General features: G+C 61.6%; 17 protein-coding genes and 2 pseudogenes. 13 read left to right on the forward strand and 6 right to left on the reverse strand.

What is annotated here, in order from left to right:
• Window positions 1-48: 48 nt before the first annotated feature.
• Window positions 49-1731 carry a class II poly(R)-hydroxyalkanoic acid synthase gene (gene phaC, locus PSH78_RS24435; RefSeq protein ID WP_305497363.1) on the forward strand — a complete coding sequence of 561 codons (1683 nt, stop codon included), beginning with the start codon at window positions 49-51 and terminating at the stop codon, window positions 1729-1731.
• A gap of 61 nt (window positions 1732-1792) precedes the next feature.
• Window positions 1793-2413 carry a TetR/AcrR family transcriptional regulator gene (locus PSH78_RS24440; protein WP_305497364.1) on the forward strand — a complete coding sequence of 207 codons (621 nt, stop codon included), beginning with the start codon at window positions 1793-1795 and terminating at the stop codon, window positions 2411-2413.
• Window positions 2414-2515: 102 nt separating this feature from the next.
• Here PSH78_RS24440 and PSH78_RS24445 read toward each other — a convergent pair whose 3' ends face one another.
• The 3 genes from PSH78_RS24445 to PSH78_RS24455 all read right to left on the reverse strand — a co-directional run bounded on the left by PSH78_RS24445 (window position 2516) and on the right by PSH78_RS24455 (window position 4383).
• Window positions 2516-3418, reverse strand: a complete 903-nt coding sequence (locus PSH78_RS24445) for a phasin family protein (protein WP_305497365.1) — start codon at window positions 3416-3418, stop codon at window positions 2516-2518.
• 10 nt (window positions 3419-3428) lie between these two features.
• Window positions 3429-3851, reverse strand: coding sequence for a phasin family protein (locus PSH78_RS24450; RefSeq protein WP_305497366.1), 423 nt, complete (start codon window positions 3849-3851; stop codon window positions 3429-3431).
• A gap of 256 nt (window positions 3852-4107) precedes the next feature.
• A complete protein-coding gene (locus PSH78_RS24455) occupies window positions 4108-4383 on the reverse strand; it encodes a polyhydroxyalkanoic acid system family protein (protein WP_305497367.1) in 276 nt (91 codons plus the stop codon).
• 155 nt (window positions 4384-4538) lie between these two features.
• On the opposite strand from PSH78_RS24455, the gene ubiE reads away from it, so the two are divergent.
• The 10 genes and pseudogenes from ubiE (at window position 4539) to PSH78_RS24505 (ending at window position 12703) form a co-directional block, all read left to right on the forward strand.
• Window positions 4539-5309, forward strand: a complete 771-nt coding sequence (gene ubiE / locus PSH78_RS24460; RefSeq protein WP_024779926.1) for a bifunctional demethylmenaquinone methyltransferase/2-methoxy-6-polyprenyl-1,4-benzoquinol methylase UbiE — start codon at window positions 4539-4541, stop codon at window positions 5307-5309.
• Window positions 5309-5933, forward strand: a pseudogene (locus PSH78_RS24465) (SCP2 domain-containing protein). Before ubiE ends, PSH78_RS24465 begins: the two are co-directional and overlap by 1 nt.
• Window positions 5930-7534, forward strand: coding sequence for a ubiquinone biosynthesis regulatory protein kinase UbiB (ubiB, locus tag PSH78_RS24470; RefSeq protein ID WP_305497369.1), 1605 nt, complete (start codon window positions 5930-5932; stop codon window positions 7532-7534). The pseudogene PSH78_RS24465 and the gene ubiB overlap by 4 nt, the downstream one beginning before the upstream one ends.
• Window positions 7535-7615: 81 nt before the next feature.
• Window positions 7616-8014 (forward strand): phosphoribosyl-AMP cyclohydrolase, encoded by a 399-nt coding sequence (gene hisI / locus PSH78_RS24475; protein WP_305497371.1) that lies wholly within the window; start codon window positions 7616-7618, stop codon window positions 8012-8014.
• The gene (locus PSH78_RS24480) at window positions 8007-8339 is read left to right on the forward strand and encodes a phosphoribosyl-ATP diphosphatase (protein ID WP_003186671.1); all 333 of its coding nucleotides are present in this window, start codon (window positions 8007-8009) and stop codon (window positions 8337-8339) included. The genes hisI and PSH78_RS24480 overlap by 8 nt, the downstream gene beginning before the upstream one ends.
• 24 nt (window positions 8340-8363) lie before the next feature.
• A complete protein-coding gene (locus tag PSH78_RS24485; RefSeq protein WP_305497373.1) occupies window positions 8364-8651 on the forward strand; it encodes a twin-arginine translocase TatA/TatE family subunit in 288 nt (95 codons plus the stop codon).
• Window positions 8652-8661: 10 nt separating this feature from the next.
• The gene (tatB, locus tag PSH78_RS24490) at window positions 8662-9075 is read left to right on the forward strand and encodes a Sec-independent protein translocase protein TatB (RefSeq protein WP_305497374.1); all 414 of its coding nucleotides are present in this window, start codon (window positions 8662-8664) and stop codon (window positions 9073-9075) included.
• On the forward strand, window positions 9072-9869 hold the full coding sequence (gene tatC, locus PSH78_RS24495) for a twin-arginine translocase subunit TatC (protein ID WP_305497375.1): 798 nt from the start codon (window positions 9072-9074) through the stop codon (window positions 9867-9869). Before tatB ends, tatC begins: the two co-directional genes overlap by 4 nt.
• Window positions 9866-10573, forward strand: a complete 708-nt coding sequence (locus PSH78_RS24500) for a 16S rRNA (uracil(1498)-N(3))-methyltransferase (RefSeq protein WP_305497376.1) — start codon at window positions 9866-9868, stop codon at window positions 10571-10573. The genes tatC and PSH78_RS24500 overlap by 4 nt, the downstream gene beginning before the upstream one ends.
• Window positions 10574-10786: 213 nt before the next feature.
• On the forward strand, window positions 10787-12703 hold the full coding sequence (locus tag PSH78_RS24505) for a methyl-accepting chemotaxis protein (RefSeq protein WP_305497378.1): 1917 nt from the start codon (window positions 10787-10789) through the stop codon (window positions 12701-12703).
• Window positions 12704-13636: 933 nt separating this feature from the next.
• Here PSH78_RS24505 and PSH78_RS24510 read toward each other — a convergent pair.
• Entirely contained in the window at window positions 13637-13834 is a 198-nt protein-coding gene (locus PSH78_RS24510; RefSeq protein ID WP_305501439.1) for a nucleoid-structuring protein H-NS, read from the reverse strand.
• 411 nt (window positions 13835-14245) lie between these two features.
• On the opposite strand from PSH78_RS24510, the gene PSH78_RS24515 reads away from it, so the two are divergent.
• The gene (locus PSH78_RS24515) at window positions 14246-14518 is read left to right on the forward strand and encodes a DUF6124 family protein (protein ID WP_305497380.1); all 273 of its coding nucleotides are present in this window, start codon (window positions 14246-14248) and stop codon (window positions 14516-14518) included.
• Window positions 14519-14664: 146 nt separating this feature from the next.
• On the opposite strand, the pseudogene mdoH reads toward PSH78_RS24515, so the two are convergent.
• Window positions 14665-17236 (reverse strand): annotated as a pseudogene (gene mdoH, locus PSH78_RS24525) (glucans biosynthesis glucosyltransferase MdoH).
• Complete coding sequence (locus PSH78_RS24530; protein ID WP_305497382.1) at window positions 17229-18971, reverse strand: glucan biosynthesis protein G; 1743 nt, start codon at window positions 18969-18971, stop codon at window positions 17229-17231. Before PSH78_RS24530 ends, mdoH begins: the two are co-directional and overlap by 8 nt.
• Window positions 18972-19210: the final 239 nt, after the last annotated feature.

The raw sequence follows: 19210 nt of genomic DNA on the forward strand, positions 1-19210 counted from the left end.
TCTGGTTCGGTGTGTTTGTTTTCAGCCTGATGATGAAGGAGTTGACTCATGCGCGACAAACCGGCGAAGGGTTCCATGCCCGCCCCTGCCAGCTTCATCAACGCACAGAGTGCGGTCACCGGCCTGCGCGGCAGGGACCTGCTGTCGACCCTGCGCAACGTTGCCGCCCATGGCCTGCGCAACCCGGTCCACAGTGCCCGACATGCGTTGAGGCTCGGCGGCCAGCTGGGGCGCGTCCTGCTGGGGGACACCCTGCACCCGACCAACCCCGACGACAAACGCTTCGCCGACCCCACCTGGCAGCTCAACCCGTTCTACCGCCGCAGCCTGCAGGCCTACCTGAGCTGGCAGAAAGAAGTCCGCCAGTGGATCGATGAGGGCGGCATGAGCCCGGATGATCAGGCCCGTGCGCATTTCGCCTTCTCCCTGCTCAACGACGCGGTATCGCCGTCCAATACCCTGCTCAATCCGCTGGCGATCAAGGAGCTGTTCAATTCCGGAGGCAGCAGCCTGATTCGCGGGATCAGCCATCTGGTCGACGACTTGCTGCACAACGACGGCTTGCCCCGGCAAGTCACGCCACAAGCCTTTGAAGTCGGCAAGACTCTGGCGACCACACCCGGCGCAGTGGTGTTTCGCAACGAGCTGCTGGAACTGATCCAGTACAAGCCGATGAGCGAAAAACAATACGCCACGCCGCTGCTGATCGTGCCGCCGCAGATCAACAAGTTCTACATCTTCGACCTGAGCCCTTCCAACAGCTTCGTCCAGTACGCCCTGAAAAACGGCTTGCAGGTGTTCATCATCAGTTGGCGAAACCCGGACGTGCGCCATCGGGAATGGGGCCTGTCCAGTTATGTCGAGGCGACGGAAGAGGCCATGAACGTCTGCCGGGCGATCACCGGCGCCCGCGAGGTCAACCTCATGGGCGCCTGCGCCGGCGGCATGACCATCGCCGCCCTGCAGGGCCATCTGCAAGCCAAGCGCCAACTGCGCCGGGTGGCCAGCGCCACCTACCTGGTGAGCTTGCTGGACAGCGAGATCGAGAGCCCGGCCACGCTGTTCATCGACGAACAGACCCTCGAAGCCGCCAAGCGCCGCTCCTACCAGAAAGGCATTCTCGATGGCCGCGACATGGCCCGGGTCTTCGCCTGGATGCGGCCCAACGATTTGATCTGGACCTACTTCGTCAACAACTACCTGCTGGGCAAGGAGCCGCCGGCGTTCGATATTCTCTACTGGAACAACGACTGCACGCGGCTTCCGGCGGCCTATCACGGCGACCTGCTGGATTTTTTCAAGCACAACCCGCTGACACGGCCGGGCGCCCTGGAAGTGTGCGGCACGCCTATCGACTTGCAGAAAGTCACCGTGGACAGCTTCAGCGTGGCCGGTATCAACGACCACATCACGCCGTGGGACGCGGTGTACCGCTCGACGTTGCTGCTGGGCGGCGAACGACGTTTCGTGCTGTCCAACAGCGGACACGTCCAGAGCATCCTCAACCCGCCAGGCAACCCCAAGGCCAACTACATCGAGAATCCGAAACTGAGCAGCGACCCCCGAGCCTGGTACTACGACGCCAAGCACATCGAGGGCAGTTGGTGGACCCAATGGCTGGGCTGGATCCAGGAGCGCTCCGGCGCCCAGCACGAAACGCAGATGACGCTGGGCAACGCGAAATACCCGGCCCTGGAAGCGGCCCCCGGAAATTACGTACGGGTACGCTGAACGCCTGATCCCACGGTCGCACTGCGGGCCGTGGATGCACCTCACCGACCAAGAAGACCGGATGAAAACCCGCGACCGAATCCTCGAATGTGCCCTGCAATTGTTCAACGAGAAGGGCGAGCCGAATGTTTCCACCCTCGAAGTCGCCAACGAGATGGGCATCAGCCCCGGCAACCTCTACTACCACTTCCACGGCAAGGAACCGCTGATACTCGGATTGTTCGAGCGATTCCAGGCCGAGCTCGCACCGCTGCTGGATCCGCCCGCCGATGCGCAACTGGCGCCGGAGGACTACTGGCTGTTCCTGCATTTGATCGTCGAGCGCCTGGCCCAATACCGGTTCCTGTTCCAGGACCTGTCGAACCTGGCGGGGCGCCTGCCGAAACTGGCCAAGGGGATCCGCCAGTTGCTCAACGCGTTGAAACGGACCCTGGCCTCATTGCTGGCGCAGCTCAAGGCCCAGGGCCTGCTGGTGAGCGACACCCAGGCACTCGGGCAACTGGTGGAGCAGATCACCCTGACGTTGCTGTTCTCGCTGGACTATCAGCGGATCCTCGATCGCGAGGGCGAGGTTCGCCTGGTGGTCTATCAGGTCATGATGCTGGTGGCGCCGCACTTGCCGCCGACGGTCAAGGTTGCAACCGAGCAGATGGCGTTGCGGTATCTGGAGGAGCATGAATAGCAGCGGCTGTGGCAGCCCCATTAACTCCCACAGTTTTAGTCTATAGCGCACATGAAAACGCCCGACCTTCACAGGCCGGGCGTTTTTGCATGTCCCGGAAAATCAGGACTGACTGGTAGGCGTCGACGGAGCCGGCGCGGGAGTCTGAGTGGCTACCGGGGTTGGAGCCGAGGCGGAGTTTGCCGTGCTCGTCGGGGTGGCCGGTTTGGCGGTCGCAGTCGGCGCCTTGGGTGCGGCTGCTTTTGGCGCGGCCGCTTTTTTCACTGCGGGCTTTTTCGCCGCGGCCGGTTTGGCTGCGGCTTTTGCCGCTGGCTTGGCAGCCGGTTTGGCCGCAGCTGGTTTAGCCGCCGCCGTCTTGGCAGCTGGCTTGGCGGCAGGTTTGGCTGCAGTTTTTGCCGCGACGGGTTTGGCCGCCGCCTTGGCTGCAGGCTTGGCCGCTGCGGTTTTGGCTACTGGCTTGGCCGCTGCTTTGGCCGCAGGCTTGGCGACGGTTTTTGCCGCAGCCTTGACCAGTGGCTTGGCCGCCGTCTTCGCTGCAGGCTTGGCCGCCGCGGTCTTGGTTGCAGCGGGCTTGGTCGCGACCGGCGTGACCTTGGCCCCGGTGAGTTTTTCGATCTGCCTGGTCAGGGTGTCGACCTTGCTGTGCAGTTCCTTGACTTCATTGCGGCTCGGCACGCCCAGGCGGGAAATTGCACTGTTCAGACGCTTGTCGAAAGCCCCTTCCAGCTCATCCCACTTGCCCAGTGCACGATCCTTCACGCCGCCCATGCGCGACTTGGTGGACTCGGCAGAATCCTTGGCGGCATCGACTTGTTTGCCGACCGCCGTCTTGGTGAGTTTTTCGGCCTTCTCGCCGTCCTTAACCAGGGACTCGAAGAGTTTGCTGCCGTCAGTGTCGATCTTCGAGTACACGCCTAAACCAGCAAGCCAGATTTTGCGGGAGTACTTTTCAATCTTCCCGGCCCACGAGCTGCCTTCTTTTTCGGTGATTTTCTTGCCAGCCATCCCGTTCTCCTTAATGTTTACGCGCGACACGTTCGAGCAATGCCGTCAGCTCATCGAGCTTAGCAGAGAGTGTCTCAACGTCATGTTTAGACGGAATGCCGATACGATTCAAGGCACTTGCAACACGCGCATCGAATACCTTCTCGACTTTGTCGAGTTGAACTTCGACGCGGGCCTTGAAAGTATTGACGTCGGTCTTGGCTTCGATCAGTTCGCTGTTCGCCGCTTCAAGTTTCCCGGCAATGTTCTTTTTGCCTTTGGTTTCAATAACTTCACCGGCCTTGACCAGCTCCTTGAAGTATTCGCCGCCCTCCTGACCGACCTTGATATAAGCGCCCAGGCCCGCCAGCCAGATCTTGCGCGCGTACGTTTTCACGTCGCCCAGCGTGGAAGATTCAACGTCGGTTTTTTTCTTCAGAATAACTTTGGCCATGGTGCACCTCACTCGAAGACAGGTTTGAGCAACTGCCCGCACACGGTCGGGCTCAGGCACAAAGTAGTGAGAATAATTAGAAAGGGCACCCTAACAACTGACATAAAACCTGGCGCGATGATTCCCTGTGGGAGCGAGCCTGCTCGCGAAAGCGGTATGTCATTCAACATCAATGTTGCTGATTCATCGCATTCGCGAGCAGGCTCGCTCCCACAGTTGATAGATAGGCGCTGGACTTCAGTCCTCTGCACTTGAATCAAGCCAACGCCTTGTCCAGCGCCTTTTCGATTTCCGTCTTGATTGTCCCGCTCATGGCCGACATCAACATGCCCAGTTCCACATCGACGCGGATCGAATCCTCGCCCACATGCACTTCACCCTTGACCCCGGAACGCTTGAGCTTCAGCGTGTCGCCTTCCCACTTGGGTTCCAGGCCATAGCTGTCGGACAGTTTCTGGGCCAGCTTGTCGGCCTTTTCGCGGGCCGCTTCCTTGCCCAGGTCATGGGCACGCTCAACAGTAATACGGGCCATCTGTTAACTCCTGCTTGATCGAGACTTGCCTGAACGTTTGCGACCCTGCCTGCGTCAAAACGTCCGGGCGGTGGCTCATCTTACCTGCAGCCTTGCCAAGACAAAGCCCTCCACCGGGATTAGAATGTCCCGCATTCTTTTTTGGTGACCGCGATATGACTGATCAGCGCAAAGGCAGCGATGCCGAACCCACCACACACTTCGGCTTCAAGAACGTGCCGGAAAGCCAGAAAGCGGAGAAAGTCGCCGAGGTTTTCCACTCGGTGGCCGCCAAGTACGACTTGATGAACGACCTGCTCTCGGGCGGCATGCATCGCCTCTGGAAGCGTTTCGCGATCGAGCTGTCGGGCGTGCGCAGCGGCAACCGCGTGCTGGACATTGCCGGCGGCACGGGTGACCTGACTAAAAAGTTCTCCCACATCGTCGGCCCCACCGGCCATGTGGTGCTCGCCGACATCAACGAATCCATGCTCAAGGTCGGCCGTGACCGCCTGCTCGACCTGGGCGTGGCCGGCAACGTCGAGTTCGTCCAGGCCGACGCCGAGAAGCTGCCGTTCCCCGACAACCATTTCGATTGCGTGACCATCGCCTTCGGCCTGCGTAACGTCACCCACAAGGAAGACGCCCTGCGCTCGATGCTGCGCGTGCTCAAGCCCGGTGGCCGGCTGTTAGTACTGGAGTTTTCCAAGCCGACCAACGCGTTGATGTCCAAGGCCTATGACGCCTACTCGTTTGCCTTCATGCCGTTGATGGGCAAGCTGATCACCAACGACGCGGAAAGTTATCGCTACCTGGCCGAATCGATCCGCATGCACCCCGACCAGGAAACGCTGAAGTCGATGATGGTCGAAGCCGGTTTCGATCGGGTGACCTACCACAACATGACTTCCGGCATCGTCGCCCTGCACCGCGGTATCAAGCCCTGATGCTGCTCACCGGGCTGCTCGCCAGTGTTGAACTCGGTATCAACCGGGTCCTGCGCCTGGACAGCACGGCGCCGATGCGCCTGGCGCATTTGAGCGGCAAGGTGATTGCCGTCGACTGCCGCAGCCCGGCGTTGCAGCTGTTCATCCTGCCCAGCGACGAAGGCCTGATGCTTGCCACCCACTGGGAGGCCGAGGCCGACTGCACGCTGCGCGCCCCGGCATCGAGCCTGCTGGAGTTAGCGCTGAGCAAGAACAAGACCGCGGTGCTGCACAGCCCCGACGTCGAGCTCGACGGCGACAGCGGCGTGCTGCTGGAGCTGGCGGCGATTCTCCAGGACCTGGAACTGGACTGGGAATACGAAGTGTCCCGTTGGATCGGTCCGGTCGCCACCCAATTGCTCAGTGGCCATCTGCGCAGTCGCAGCCGCTGGTACCGCCAGGGCTTCGCCAGCCTCGGACAGAATCTGAGTGAATACCTGGCCGAGGAATCGCGTACGCTCGTAGGCCAACGCGAAGCCCAGGCCCGTTTTGCCGAACTGGACCAGATCAAGCTCGATCTGGAACGACTCGAGGCGCGTTTCGAGCGCCTTTCCCGATCCCTTGAACCCAAGCGATAACGCATGAAGCTGCTTGCCGTCCGCCGTCTGTTGCGCATCCAGCGCGTCGTGATCCGCTACCGCCTCGATGACCTGCTGTTCGCCCTGCCGCTGCCCTGGTTTCTCCTGGCACTGCGCTTTGTGCTGCCGTGGCGCTGGTTCCCCCGTCGAACCCTGGACTTGAGCCGCGGCGCACGCCTGCGCCTGGCCTTGCAGGACCTGGGGCCGATCTTCATCAAGTTCGGGCAGATCCTCTCGACCCGTCGCGACCTATTGCCCGAAGACATCGCCGACGAACTGATGCTGCTGCAGGATCGCGTGCCGCCCTTCGACTCGAAACTGTCGGTAGCGCTGATCGAGGCGCAGTTGGGCAAGAAGATCAGCGAAGTCTTCAGCCGTTTCGACGTCGAGCCGCTGGCTTCGGCGTCGGTCGCCCAGGTCCACGCCGCCCAGCTCAAGACGGGTGAAGAAGTGGTGGTCAAGGTGATCCGCCCGGGCCTCAAGCCGATCATTGCCCAAGACCTGGCCTGGCTGTTCATCCTTGCCCGCGCCGCCGAGCGGGTGTCAGCCGATGCACGCCTGCTACACCCGGTGGATGTGGTCCAGGACTATGAAAAAACCATCTTCGATGAGCTCGACCTGCTGCGCGAGGCCGCCAACGCCAGCCAGCTGCGACGCAATTTCGAGGGCTCGCCACTGCTGTACGTGCCGCAAGTCTATTGGGACTGGTGCCGGCCGAAAGTGCTGGTGATGGAGCGCATCTACGGCATTCAGGTGACCGACCTGGCAACCCTTGCCGACCAGCGCACCGACATGAAACTGCTTGCCGAGCGCGGCGTGGAGATTTTCTTCACCCAGGTGTTTCGCGACAGTTTCTTCCACGCCGACATGCACCCGGGCAACATCTTCGTCAGCACCGTGCAACCGTGGAGCCCGCAGTACATCGCCATCGACTGCGGCATCGTCGGCAGCCTCACCCCCGAGGACCAGGATTACCTGGCCCGCAACCTGTTCGCCTTCTTCAAGCGTGACTACCGCCGCGTCGCGCAGTTGCACATCGATTCGGGCTGGGTGCCGGCCGAGACCAAGCTCAACGAATTCGAAGCGGCGATCCGCACCGTGTGCGAACCGATCTTCGAAAAACCGTTAAAAGATATTTCATTCGGCCAGGTGCTGATGCGCCTGTTCCAGACTGCGCGCCGCTTCAACATGGAGGTCCAGCCGCAGTTGGTGTTGCTGCAAAAAACCCTGTTGAACATCGAGGGCCTCGGTCGCCAGCTGTACCCGGACCTAGACTTGTGGAACACCGCCCAGCCCTTCCTCGAACGCTGGATGCGCGAGCGCGTCAGCCCCAAAGCCTTGCTGGGCAACGTCCAGAGCCAGTTTGAGCAGATTCCGCACCTGGCCAACATGACCCGCGACCTGCTCGAGCGGATGTCCCAGCCCCATGCCCATGACCCTGCTCCACCCTGGAAACAGCGGCGCGACGATTGGTTCCTGCGCCTGCTTGGCGCGGCTCACCTGGGTGGCGGCGCCGTGCTGGCCGCCGGTGGCCCGTTGAGCGAACTGGGCCATTGGCCCGCCGGGATCATGGTGGCCGTCGGTTTGTATCTGGTCGTTCGTCGATAGCCAGCACCGGTTCACGCTGGCACACTGTTTCAACGCTGGGCCCGCCGACTGGAAGTGCGCGGCCCATGGTCGGAGTCGAAGATGAAAAACTGGCAGGACGAGATCAAATGGGACGCCGACGGCCTGGTGCCGGCGATCGCCCAGGATCACAAGACCGGGCGTGTGCTGATGATGGCCTGGATGAACCGCGAGGCGCTGGCCCTGACCGCCGCCGAGAATCGCGCCATCTATTGGTCACGTTCCCGTGGCAAGCTGTGGCGCAAGGGTGAAGAGTCCGGGCACGTGCAACACCTGCACGAGATGCGCCTGGATTGCGACGGCGACGTCATTATCCTGATGGTCGAACAGGTCGGTGAAATCGCCTGCCATACCGGCCGTCAAAGCTGCTTCTATCGTGTCTTCGAGAACGGCGACTGGAAAACCGTCGACCCGGTACTCAAGGACCCGCACGCCATCTATTCAGGACACAACCATGAGTGACACCCTGACCCGCCTGGCCCAGGTGCTGGAAGAGCGCAAGGGCGCCGCGGCCGACAGCTCCTATGTCGCCAGCCTGTACCACAAGGGTTTGAACAAGATTCTGGAAAAGGTCGGCGAAGAGTCGGTCGAAACCATCATTGCCGCCAAGGACGCCGCCATCAGCGGCGACTGCAGCGACGTGATCTACGAGACCGCTGACCTGTGGTTCCACAGCCTCGTGATGCTCGCCCAACTGGGGCAGCATCCGCAGGCCGTACTGGATGAACTGGACCGTCGCTTCGGTCTGTCCGGGCACGTCGAGAAAGCCTCGCGCCCGTCCGCCTGATCAACTTTTGAGAGGAATAGCCACATGGGTATTTTTGACTGGAAACACTGGGTCGTCATTCTGGTGGTCGTGGTGCTGGTGTTCGGCACCAAGAAACTGAAAAACCTCGGCACCGATGTCGGTGAGTCGATCAAGGGCTTTCGCAAGGCCATGAACGATGACGAGAAACCGGCCGACCCACAGGTCACTCCGTCGCAACCGGTACAACCGGCCCAACCGGTACACCCACAGGCCACTCAGCCGGTGAATGCGCCGAACACCATCGACGTGCAGGCGCAGAAAGTCGAAGAGCCAACCCGCAAAGACTCGTGAGCACTGACTAATGTTTGGGATCAGCTTCACTGAACTGCTGCTCGTCGGCCTCGTCGCCCTGCTGGTACTGGGGCCCGAACGCCTGCCGGGCGCTGCGCGCACCGCCGGTCTGTGGATCGGGCGCCTGAAGCGCAGCTTCAATGCGATCAAACAGGAAGTTGAACGTGAAATCGGTGCCGACGACATTCGTCGGCAACTGCACAACGAACACATCCTGTCCCTGGAACAGGAAGCACGGAAGATCTTCTCGCCGGCCCAGCAGGAGCCGACGCCGGTCCAGCCCGTGGCCGAGCCGACGATTGCTCCCCAGGTCCCGGCGGTCGAAGCTGCGCCAGTGGTGGTTGAACCGGCCAAACCGGTTGATCTGGTGACCGCGACGCCCCCGATTCCCAACGACTCCACTCTGCCGCCGCGAGCCCCATGAGCGATATCCCTGAAAACGACCAGCCGATGCCGCTGGTATCGCACCTCACCGAGTTGCGCACCCGCCTGCTGCGCTGCGTCGCGGCGGTGTTCATCATCTTTGCCGGGCTGTTTGCCTTCACCCAGCAGATCTACACCTTCGTCTCCACGCCGCTGCGCGAGTACCTGCCGGTAGGCGCGACAATGATCGCCACCGATGTGTCGTCGCCGTTCCTGACGCCGCTGAAACTGACGATGATGGTCTCGCTGTTCCTGGCGATCCCGGTGATCCTGCATCAGATCTGGGGCTTCATCGCCCCGGGCCTGTACAAGCATGAAAAACGCATCGCCGTGCCGCTGCTGGTGTCGAGCATCCTGCTGTTCTACACCGGCATGGCCTTCGCCTACTTCTTCGTATTCCCGCTGATCTTCAAGTTCTTCGCCGCCGCCACCCCGGCAGGCGTGGAAATGATGACCGACATTACCAGCTACCTGGATTTCGTCATGACGCTGTTCTTCGCCTTTGGCGTGGCGTTCGAGATTCCCGTAGCGGTGGTATTGCTGGTGTGGATCGGCGTGGTCGACGTCGCCTACCTGAAGAAGATCCGCCCGTACGTGATCATCGGTTGCTTCGTGGTCGGCATGATCCTCACGCCGCCGGATATTTTCTCCCAGACCTTGCTGGCCGTGCCGATGTGGCTGTTGTTCGAGATCGGCATCCTGTTTGGCGGCCTGGTGCGCAAACGCCGCGAAGAAGAACCCGAGGACCAGCCGGTCGACGACCACAACGACCAGCCGCCAGCGACCCAAGCGTGAACCTGCTGCTGCTTGAAGAGGCCGATTTCATCGAGCCGGACCGCGTCATCCTGAGCGATCGGCGCCTGACGCACATGCAGGAAGTCCACCGCAGCGCCGTCGGCGACAGCCTGCGGGTCGGCCGCATCGGCGGCCTGATGGGCACGGCCCAGGTGTTGCGCCTGGAAGCTCGCGAAGCCGAACTGCAAGTGAGCCTCGACCAGCCGCCGCCGGCCAAATTGCCGCTGACCCTGGTGCTGGCATTGCCGCGTCCGAAAATGCTCCGGCGGGTGTTCCAGACCGTCGCCACCATGGGCGTGCCGCGCGTGGTGCTGGTGAACAGTTATCGTGTGGAAAAAAGCTTCTGGCAGACGCCCTTCCTGGAGCCCGAGGCGATTCGCGAGCAACTGATCCTGGGTCTGGAGCAGGCCCGGGACAGCGTGCTGCCGGAAATCATCATTGAAAAACGCTTCAAGCCCTTCGTCGAAGATCGCCTGCCCGCCATCGTCGAAGGCACCCTCGGGCTGGTCGGCCACCCTGGCAATCACCCGCCCTGCCCGCGCGCGCTGACTGAACCGGTGACCTTGGCCATCGGCCCGGAAGGCGGCTGGATCCCCTACGAAATCGACCTGCTGGGCAAGGCCGGCCTGCAACCGGTGCAGCTCGGCGAACGGATCCTACGGGTCGAGACCGCCGTCACGGCCCTGCTTGCGCGGTTGTTCTGACGAGCTGGTTACTTTCCCGTGGCGAGGGAGCTTGCTCCCGCTCGGCTGCGAAGCAGTCGTAAATTCCTGGCCGCAGGTGGCCGCTTCGCGACCAAGCGGGAGCAAGCTCCCTCGCCACGAAAAAGATCCGTCGCGTCTATTTTCTACAGCTCCCGCCAAAGCCGCCGATACAGTCCCCATAAAACCAATTCAACGCTCCAAGGGAGTATCAGCATGTTCCGGTGGCTTGCCCAGGGTCTGGGAAACGTAAGCGTTAATCGCAAACTTGGCTTCGGCTTCGGCCTGGTGCTGTTCCTCACCCTGATGATCGCGTTCACCGGTTGGTCCGGCCTGGGCAATGTCATCAGCCGGGGCGACAAGCTGGGGTTCATTGCCAGCCTGAACGACCTGAGCAAGGACCTGGACCTCGCCAGCATCGACTACAACACCACGCGCGGCGAAAAAGGCCCGCAACAGGTCAACGACCTGCTCGGCAAGCTCGAAGCCGGGTTGAAGACGGCTCGCGAGATGATCGAACAGCCTGACGACGTGGCGCTGATCGACAAGCAACTGGCCGCCGTTGCCGAATACAAAAGCGCCTTCGCCCAGATGACCAGCGCCACCGTCAGCCGCGAAGATGCCCGCAGCAAGCTGGGCGCCAGTGCCGATAACACCGTGGCCCGCGTCGCCGAAGTGGAGAAAGCGCTGCTGCAGGGCGGCGACATCACCCAGTTCAACAGCGTGGTGACGTTGAGCAAGGCGATCCAACAGGCACGCTATCAGGTTCGCGGTTACACCTACAGCGGCAAAAGCGAGGCCCAACAGCCGGCCATCGATGCAATTACCGATGTCCTGAAACTGCTCGCACGCTTGCCAGCCCAGTTGCCTGAGGAACACGCCGACAGGCTCCAGCAGGCCAGCGACTCGATGAACATCTACCGGGCGGCGGTCAGCCAGTTCCGTGACTCCCAGCTTGATAACGGTGCCGCTCTGCAGCGTATGAGCGAGCAAGGCCAAGTCCTGATCGACTCCAGCCAGAAGCTCACCGCGTCCCAGACGGCCGTGCGCGACCACGACACCGCCCAGGCCAAGACCGTCCTGATCGCAGCCGCCGCACTGGCGCTGCTGTTCGGCGTGATCGCCGCCTGGCTCATCACCCGGCAGATCGTCGGCCCGCTGGATGAGACCCTGAAGGTGGCAGAACGCGTCGCCGCGGGCGATCTTACCCACAACCTGACGTCCGAACGCCGCGACGAACTCGGTCAATTGCAACGCGCCATGCAACGCATGACCGTTGGCTTGCGGCAGTTGATCGGCGGCATCGGTGAAGGCGTTACCCAGATCGCCAGCGCTGCCGAACAGCTCTCGGCCGTGACCGAGCAGACCAGCGCCGGGGTCAATAGCCAAAAAATCGAGACCGACCAGGTCGCCACCGCCATGCATGAAATGACCGCCACCGTGCAGGAAGTGGCGCGCAACGCCGAGGAAGCCTCCGAGGCCGCCGTCGCCGCCGACCAACAGGCCCGCGAAGGCGACAAGGTCGTCGGCGAAGCCATCGCCCAGATCGAGCGCTTGGCGCGGGAAGTGGGCAACTCTACCGCTGCCATGGGCGACCTGAAGCGCGAAAGCGACAAGATCGGCAGCGTCCTGGACGTGATCAAGTCGGTGGCCCAGCAAACCAACCTGCTGGCCCTCAACGCGGCCATCGAGGCAGCCCGAGCCGGTGAAGCCGGGCGCGGCTTCGCCGTGGTGGCCGATGAGGTCCGCAGCCTGGCCCAGCGCACCCAGAAGTCCACCGAGGAAATCGAAGAACTGATCGTCGGCCTGCAAGCGGGTACCGAACAGGTCGCGACCATCATGGACAACAGCCGCAGCCTGACCGACAGCAGCGTCGAACTGACCCGCCGCGCCGGTGGCTCGCTGGAAAACATCACTCGCACGGTGTCGGCGATCCAGTCGATGAACCAGCAGATCGCCGCGGCGGCAGAGCAGCAGAGTGCGGTGGCCGAGGAGATCAACCGTAGCGTGCTGAATGTGCGGGATGTGTCAGAGCAGACGGCGTCGTCCAGTGAAGAGACTGCCGCCTCCAGTGCCGAACTGGCGCGACTGGGGGTTCATTTGCAGACGTTGGTGGGGCGGTTCAGGGTTTGATTGGAGCGTTGGTATTAGGGTTGTATGAATATCCGTTTCTTCGTTAACGGCTTCTTATGGTTTCGCCCTTACGGCGAGTCACTTTCGAAAGGCGCGAAAGTAACCAAAGCGCCTTTGCCCCACCACTTGGTGCCTCGCCTAGGCTCGGCATGCCCTCACTCCGGCATTGCTCCGTGGGCCCGCCGCGAAGGGCCGTCCCTGGCCCAGCGCGGCTACCTCGGCATCCATGCCGAGGTGCCCACTGCGCAATGCCTGCGTTCGGCCATCGTGGTTAACGGGGCGCCGAAATCAACCTCCACCGCGAGGCGGCCTTATAGCCGGCCTGGTTCTTGATGGGACCGCGTTTCTCATGTGGGAGCGAGCCTGCTCGCGAAAGCAATGTCACAGCCGATGAAGGGATGGAATGTGCCGACCTCTTCGCGAGCAAGCTCGCTCCCACAATGCCTCTGCGTTCAACCACTATTCTGTAGGCGACACAAAACACCTGTGGGAGCGAGCTTGCTCGCGATGGCGGTGCCACAGTTGATGAAGATGCCGAATGCGCTGACCTCTTCGCGAGCAGGCTCGCTCCCACAATGGGATTGGAATAAAGCCAAAGAGACAGGTCGGCTATAAGGCCGCCTCGGCATGGCATGCTCAGATCCGAAAACCGACCCTGCCAGTTAAAAACTGTTACCTATGTGCGTGAACTGATTTGTAACCTATGTGGGTGAGTCATACCCGCAAAGCCTTCTGGTTACTTTTTTAGCGTCTGAAAAAGGTGACCCGCTCGTAAGGGGCGAAACCCTAAGCAGCCGTTACCGCAGCAAAGAATATGTACCCGGCCAACAAACCCCTGGCCGGCTGCAAGGCCGCCATCGCGAGCAAGCTCGCTCCCACATTGGAATCAGCGTACCGCCGCAAGAATAAGGTCGGCTGCCAGGCCGCCTCGCTTTAGACCTTGATCTTGATCTTGATCTGAGGCGCCCCGTTAACCACGCTGGCCGAACGCAGGCATTGTGGAGTGGGCATCCCGGCATGGATGCCGGGATAGCCGCGCTGGGCCAGGGACGGCCCTTCGCGGCGGGCCCACGGAGCAATGCCGGAGTGAGGGCACACCGAGCCTGGGCGAGGTGCCGAGTGGTGGGGCAAAGCCTTTTTTGCTTACTTTTTTTGGCGTCTGAAAAAAAGTGAGTCGCCGTAAGGGCGAAACCCTAAGCAGCCGTTACCTAAATAACGGATATACACACAAAACCCCCAACTCCCACAGTCCGTCATCCCAAGGCTACGACGTCTTGCGCCTTTGCCTACAACTACGCCAGAATCCGCCGGCTTGTGCGCCTTGGCCCTGGGCTCTAACGTTTGCAGGTCGCTGACAGCTCAGCGATCGGGTTTAGCAGCTCGGCATAATATCAAGGCACGCAGGTCCGTTTTATGGCGGCTGTGCGTGGGGCACTTCGGTGCGCCGGGTTCCTTGATTCCTGGTCTGCTAACCCGCGTACTGCCGCCACCCTTTTCGTTTAGCAGCGATGTCTGGCGGCTCCATCAATCAAGGAGCTCACGATGTACAAAGCCACACCGAACCCACCAGAACCAGAAACCCACCCCAACGACCATCCATCGAGCCAGCTCTTCACCGTCGTGGACGGCATCGACACCGAAAGCCTGCTCGCCAACCTCAGCGAAACCCTGGCCTCGGCCGACGCCATGATCAACGACCTTGCATTCGACTTGGAAGGCTCGCGACGACACATTGCCCTTGGCATTCAGCAACTGATCGAACTGAGCGGTTTGTTGGCGAATCGAGTGTTGGACACCGTCAATCCGCAGCACTGACCTCACCATAAAACATGAGCCGGCTGTGCCCGAAACGTCGGACCGCCCCAGCGGGAGCAAGGTCCCTCGCCACAAGAGCGAATCGCCAATAAAATGCGCCCCAACAAAAAGCCCCGCCTCTTTTCAGAAGCGGGGCTTTTTGTGGATCAGGCCAGTTGAGGCTGCGCGCCCACTGGTTGAAGCGGCAGCAACGGTGCATGTGGATCGGCCTTGACCGATTCACGCCACGCCGCCAGCCACTCGGGATGCGCCTCGCTCCAGACCTGCTCATGCAGACGGGACAGGGCCACCGGATCGCTCAGCAGCGCCAATCGTTCGGCGTTGTTGAGCCCGGCCGGGCCTACCTTCAAGGCATGACGGACGCGCTCGACACGCAGCCATTCGATCGGCTCGGCCTTGCCGTGACGGGAGGTAGCCAATGCGTACGCCAGGGCGTTCTGTCGCGGATCGACCACTGCCCGGATGAAGCCGTCGTTCAGCGCGTGCCAACGGTTTTCATGGGTGTACTGGTCAGTCGACAGCAGGTTCCTGCGGCGGCGCGTATTCCTCGGGAATCAGGAACAGGCTTTCATCACGGGATTTCAAGCCCAGGCCCACGCGGCTGGAGATCACCGAAACCGGGATCGACAACATCAGCGAGCCGACAATCGGCACGAGCCACCACAGGAAGCTCGGGTTCAGCCAGATCACCAGCAAGGCCCAGAAGAAGCCCAGCAGGGTCTGCGGGCCGTGGCGCTTGATGGCTTCGCTCCAAGGCGTGGAGTCATCGTCACGCTTTGGCGAGTTCCAGGTCGCGGCCCAGCCCAGGAACGCGGCCAGCACGAAACGGGTGTGGAAGATCATGCGCACCGGCGCCAGCAGCATGGAGAACAGCATCTCCAGCAGCATCGACATCGTCACCTTGAACTTGCCGCCGAACTCCTTCGCGCCTTTCGCCCAGATCAGCACGATGCTCAAGAGCTTGGGCAGGAACAGCAGCACGATGGTGGTCGAGAACAGCGCGATGGCTTTTTCCGGATGCCATTGTGGCCATAGCGGATACAGCTGCCGCGGCTCGAGGAAGTACTGCGGCTCCATCAGCGTGTTCACCGCCAGCAACGCGGTGGACAGCACCAGGAAGAAGAACCACAGCGGCGCCGACAGGTAGGACATCACGCCGGTCAGGAACACCGCGCGGTGCACCGGGTGCATGCCCTTGACCAGGAACAGCCGGAAGTTCATCAGGTTGCCGTGGCACCAGCGACGGTCACGCTTGAGTTCGTCCAGCAGGTTCGGTGGCAGCTCTTCGTAGCTGCCCGGCAGGTCATAGGCAATCCACACGCCCCAGCCGGCACGGCGCATCAGCGCGGCTTCGACAAAGTCGTGGGAGAGGATCGCACCGGAGAAGGCACCTTTACCCGGCAACGGCGCCAGGGCGCAGTGGTCGATAAACGGCTTCATGCGGATGATCGCGTTGTGGCCCCAGTAGTGCGACTCGCCCAGCTGCCAGAAGTGCAGGCCGGCGGTGAACAGCGGACCGTAGACCCGTGTGGCGAACTGCTGCATGCGTGCATACAGCGTGTCCATGCCCGAGGCACGCGGCGCGGTCTGGATGATGCCGGCGTCCGGCGTGGCTTCCATCAGCCGCACCAGGCTGGTCAGGCATTCGCCGCTCATGACGCTGTCGGCGTCGAGCACGACCATGTACTTGTAGTCGCTGCCCCAGCGACGGCAGAAGTCGTCGAGGTTGCCGCTCTTGCGTTTCACGCGGCGACGGCGGCGGCGATAGAAGATCTTGCCGAAGCCCCCGGTTTCACGGCAAACATCCAGCCAGGCCTGCTGCTCGGCGACGCAGATATCGGTTTCGTTACTGTCGCTGAGCACGAAGAAGTCGAAGCGGTCCAGGTCACCCGTGGCCGCGACCGACTCGAACGTGGCGCGCAGACCGGCGAATACCCGTGGCACGTCCTCGTTACAGATCGGCATCACCAGGGCGGTGCGGGCATCCTTGGGAATTGGCTCGTTACCGGCACTGGCACCGGAAATACGGTACTTGTCATGCCCGGTGAGCAGTTCGAGGAAACCCATCAGCGCGGTCCAGAAACCGGCCGAGACCCAGCAGAACAGGATCCCGAAGAGGATCAGGATGCTGGTTTGCAGCGCGTATGGCAGTACTTGCGTAGCCGTCTGCAGCAGCGGCTGATGCAGCACTTCATCCAGGTCCACCAGCGACCAGCCCTGGTACGGCATGATGCCTTTCATGTACCAGCCGGCCACGATGGTCTGGCCGAGCATCAGGATCAACAGGATGTAGCGACGGATCGAACCCACGGTACGCCAGCGCGCATGCGGCAAGACGCGCTCGTCCTTGGGCGGCTTCGGTGGGTTGGTGCGGCCGGTCAGGCGGCGCCAGGCGCGTACCAGGATGTTGGTGCGCCATGGCTCCGGCACGACCTTGGTCCGGCGAATCGGCGGAGTAGCCTTCAGGCATACACGGCCACTGGAATCGAGGGCCAGCATTTCGGCGTCCTCGAGTTCCTCGGCAGTGCTGAGCGCCAGGCGACGGCCCACCGAGGCTTGGGCAGCCTCGTCGGGCGCATCGAACGTCGACGAAGCCAGGCGTTCATGCAATTCGCTGAAGGACTTGCAGCCCGCCAGTTCGGCGCGTTGCTCGTCGGTCATCGGCAAATGGGCCAGATACTCGCTCAGAGACACTGGCTGTACGGAAGTATTACTCATCGGCAGGCAACTGATAGCTCCAGGTCTCGGTCAGGACTTGTTCAGTCTGCTCCGGTTCCTGCGGGGTTGGGGTCGGCTCGGCGGCGGCGGTGGACGCCTTGACGGCCTTGGCTTCCTGTTGCTCGCCGGCTTGCTCGTTGGCTTTGTCTTTTTCGCTCTGCTGCTTGGCGACCTTGTCGGCCTTGGCCAACGTGGTCACGGAGTGCGAGGTGGCCGGCAGCTCGACAGGAACCAGTGGCCGGACCAACGCGGCACGCATCTCGGTCGCCTTGCCCGGGTCCTTGATCTTCAGGCGCAACGTCAGGCGCCAGCCCTTGGTTTCAGGGTTGTAGCGCACGCTGTTCTCGACGATCTCGCCGTTGTCGCCCACGCTCACCTGGCTCCGCACCTCGGCGTCTTCAGGCAGGGCTTGCAGGGACGGGCCTTCGAAATCGACCAGGTAGGCCACGCTGCCATCCGGCTGGCGAATCAGGTTGGACTGCTTCACGTCACCCGTGGAACGCAGGGTCTGCTTGACCCAGGCGCTGTCTGGCGAGTGCAGGCTGGCTTCATCAAGTGTCCAATGCAGGCGATAGGCGAAGTCCAGTGGCTGGCCTGGCTCAGGCAGTTTTTCCGGGCTCCAGAATGCAACGATGTTGTCGTTGGTTTCATCGGCGGTCGGGATCTCGACGAGGTCGACGGTACCCTTGCCCCAGTCGCCTTTCGGTTCGATCCAGGCACTTGGACGTTTTTCGTAGCGGTCGTCCAGGTCTTCGTAGTGGCTGAAGTCACGACCACGTTGCAGCAGGCCGAAACCACGCGGGTTTTCTACCGAGAAGTTGCTCACGGCCAGGTGTTTCGGGTTGTTCAGCGGACGCCAGATCCACTCGCCGTTGCCGGCATGGATGGACAGGCCGCTGGAGTCGTGGAGTTCGCGACGGTAGTTCAGGACCTTGGACGGCTGATTCGCGCCGAACAGGAACATGCTGGTCAACGGGGCGATGCCCAGCTTGTTGACGCGATCACGCAGGAAAACACGCGACTTGACGTCAACGACGGTATCGGTGCCCGGGCGCACGGTCAGGCGATAAGCGCCGGTGGCTCGTGGCGAATCGAGCAAGGCGAAGATCACCAGGTGCTTGTCGGTCGGCTTCGGACGCTGGATCCAGAACTCCCGAAAACGCGGGAACTCTTCACCCGATGGCAATGCGGTATCGATCGCCATGCCGCGAGCGGACAAGCCATAAACCTGGCCCTTGCCGATGACGCGGAAGTAGCTGGCGCCGAGCATGGTCATGATTTCGTCTTGCTTGTCGGCCTTGTTGATCGGGTACAACACGCGGAAACCCGCGTAGCCTAACTGTTCGGTGGCCTTCGGATCGAACTTCACATCACCGAAATCGAAGCGTGTCGGGTCGTATTTGATCTCTTCGACGGTGGTCGCGGTGATTTCGTTGATCTTCACCGGTGTGTCGAAATGCATGCCCTGGTGATAGAAGGACAGCCGGAACGGGGTCTTCTGGTCGGCCCATTCAGCTTTTTCGGTGCGGAAGCGGATTTTCTGATAATCGGCGAATTTCATTTCGCGGAATTCGTTCGGCAAGTTGCTGCGCGGGGCTTCGAATTTCTGCCCGGCCAGTTCTTGTGCCTTCGCCGATACATCATCCAGGCTGAATGCCCACAGTTGGCCCGCGCCAAACAGGCACAGCAGGGCCGAGCCCGCTACCAGAGCGTTTCTAAACCGTTTGGCAGTCATTTTTGGTGCATTACAGGGACTAACAATCACGAGCAACCCTCGCCGAAAACAGATCAAAAAACCAACGGCCAGATAAAGTATCTGCACGGTAACGGCGCTGAAAAACCGCTCCTGCGGACCACTCTTGCCAAGTTGGCGAGCATTGTTCCGACTCCGATGGGACAAAATGATTCCCCAAACGGTTCAGGACAAGTCTCTACCTAAGTCAAATGGACCGGCGCACGCCGATCCCCCGTAGC

The organism is Pseudomonas sp. FP198 (assembly GCF_030687895.1).
GTDB lineage: Bacteria > Pseudomonadota > Gammaproteobacteria > Pseudomonadales > Pseudomonadaceae > Aquipseudomonas.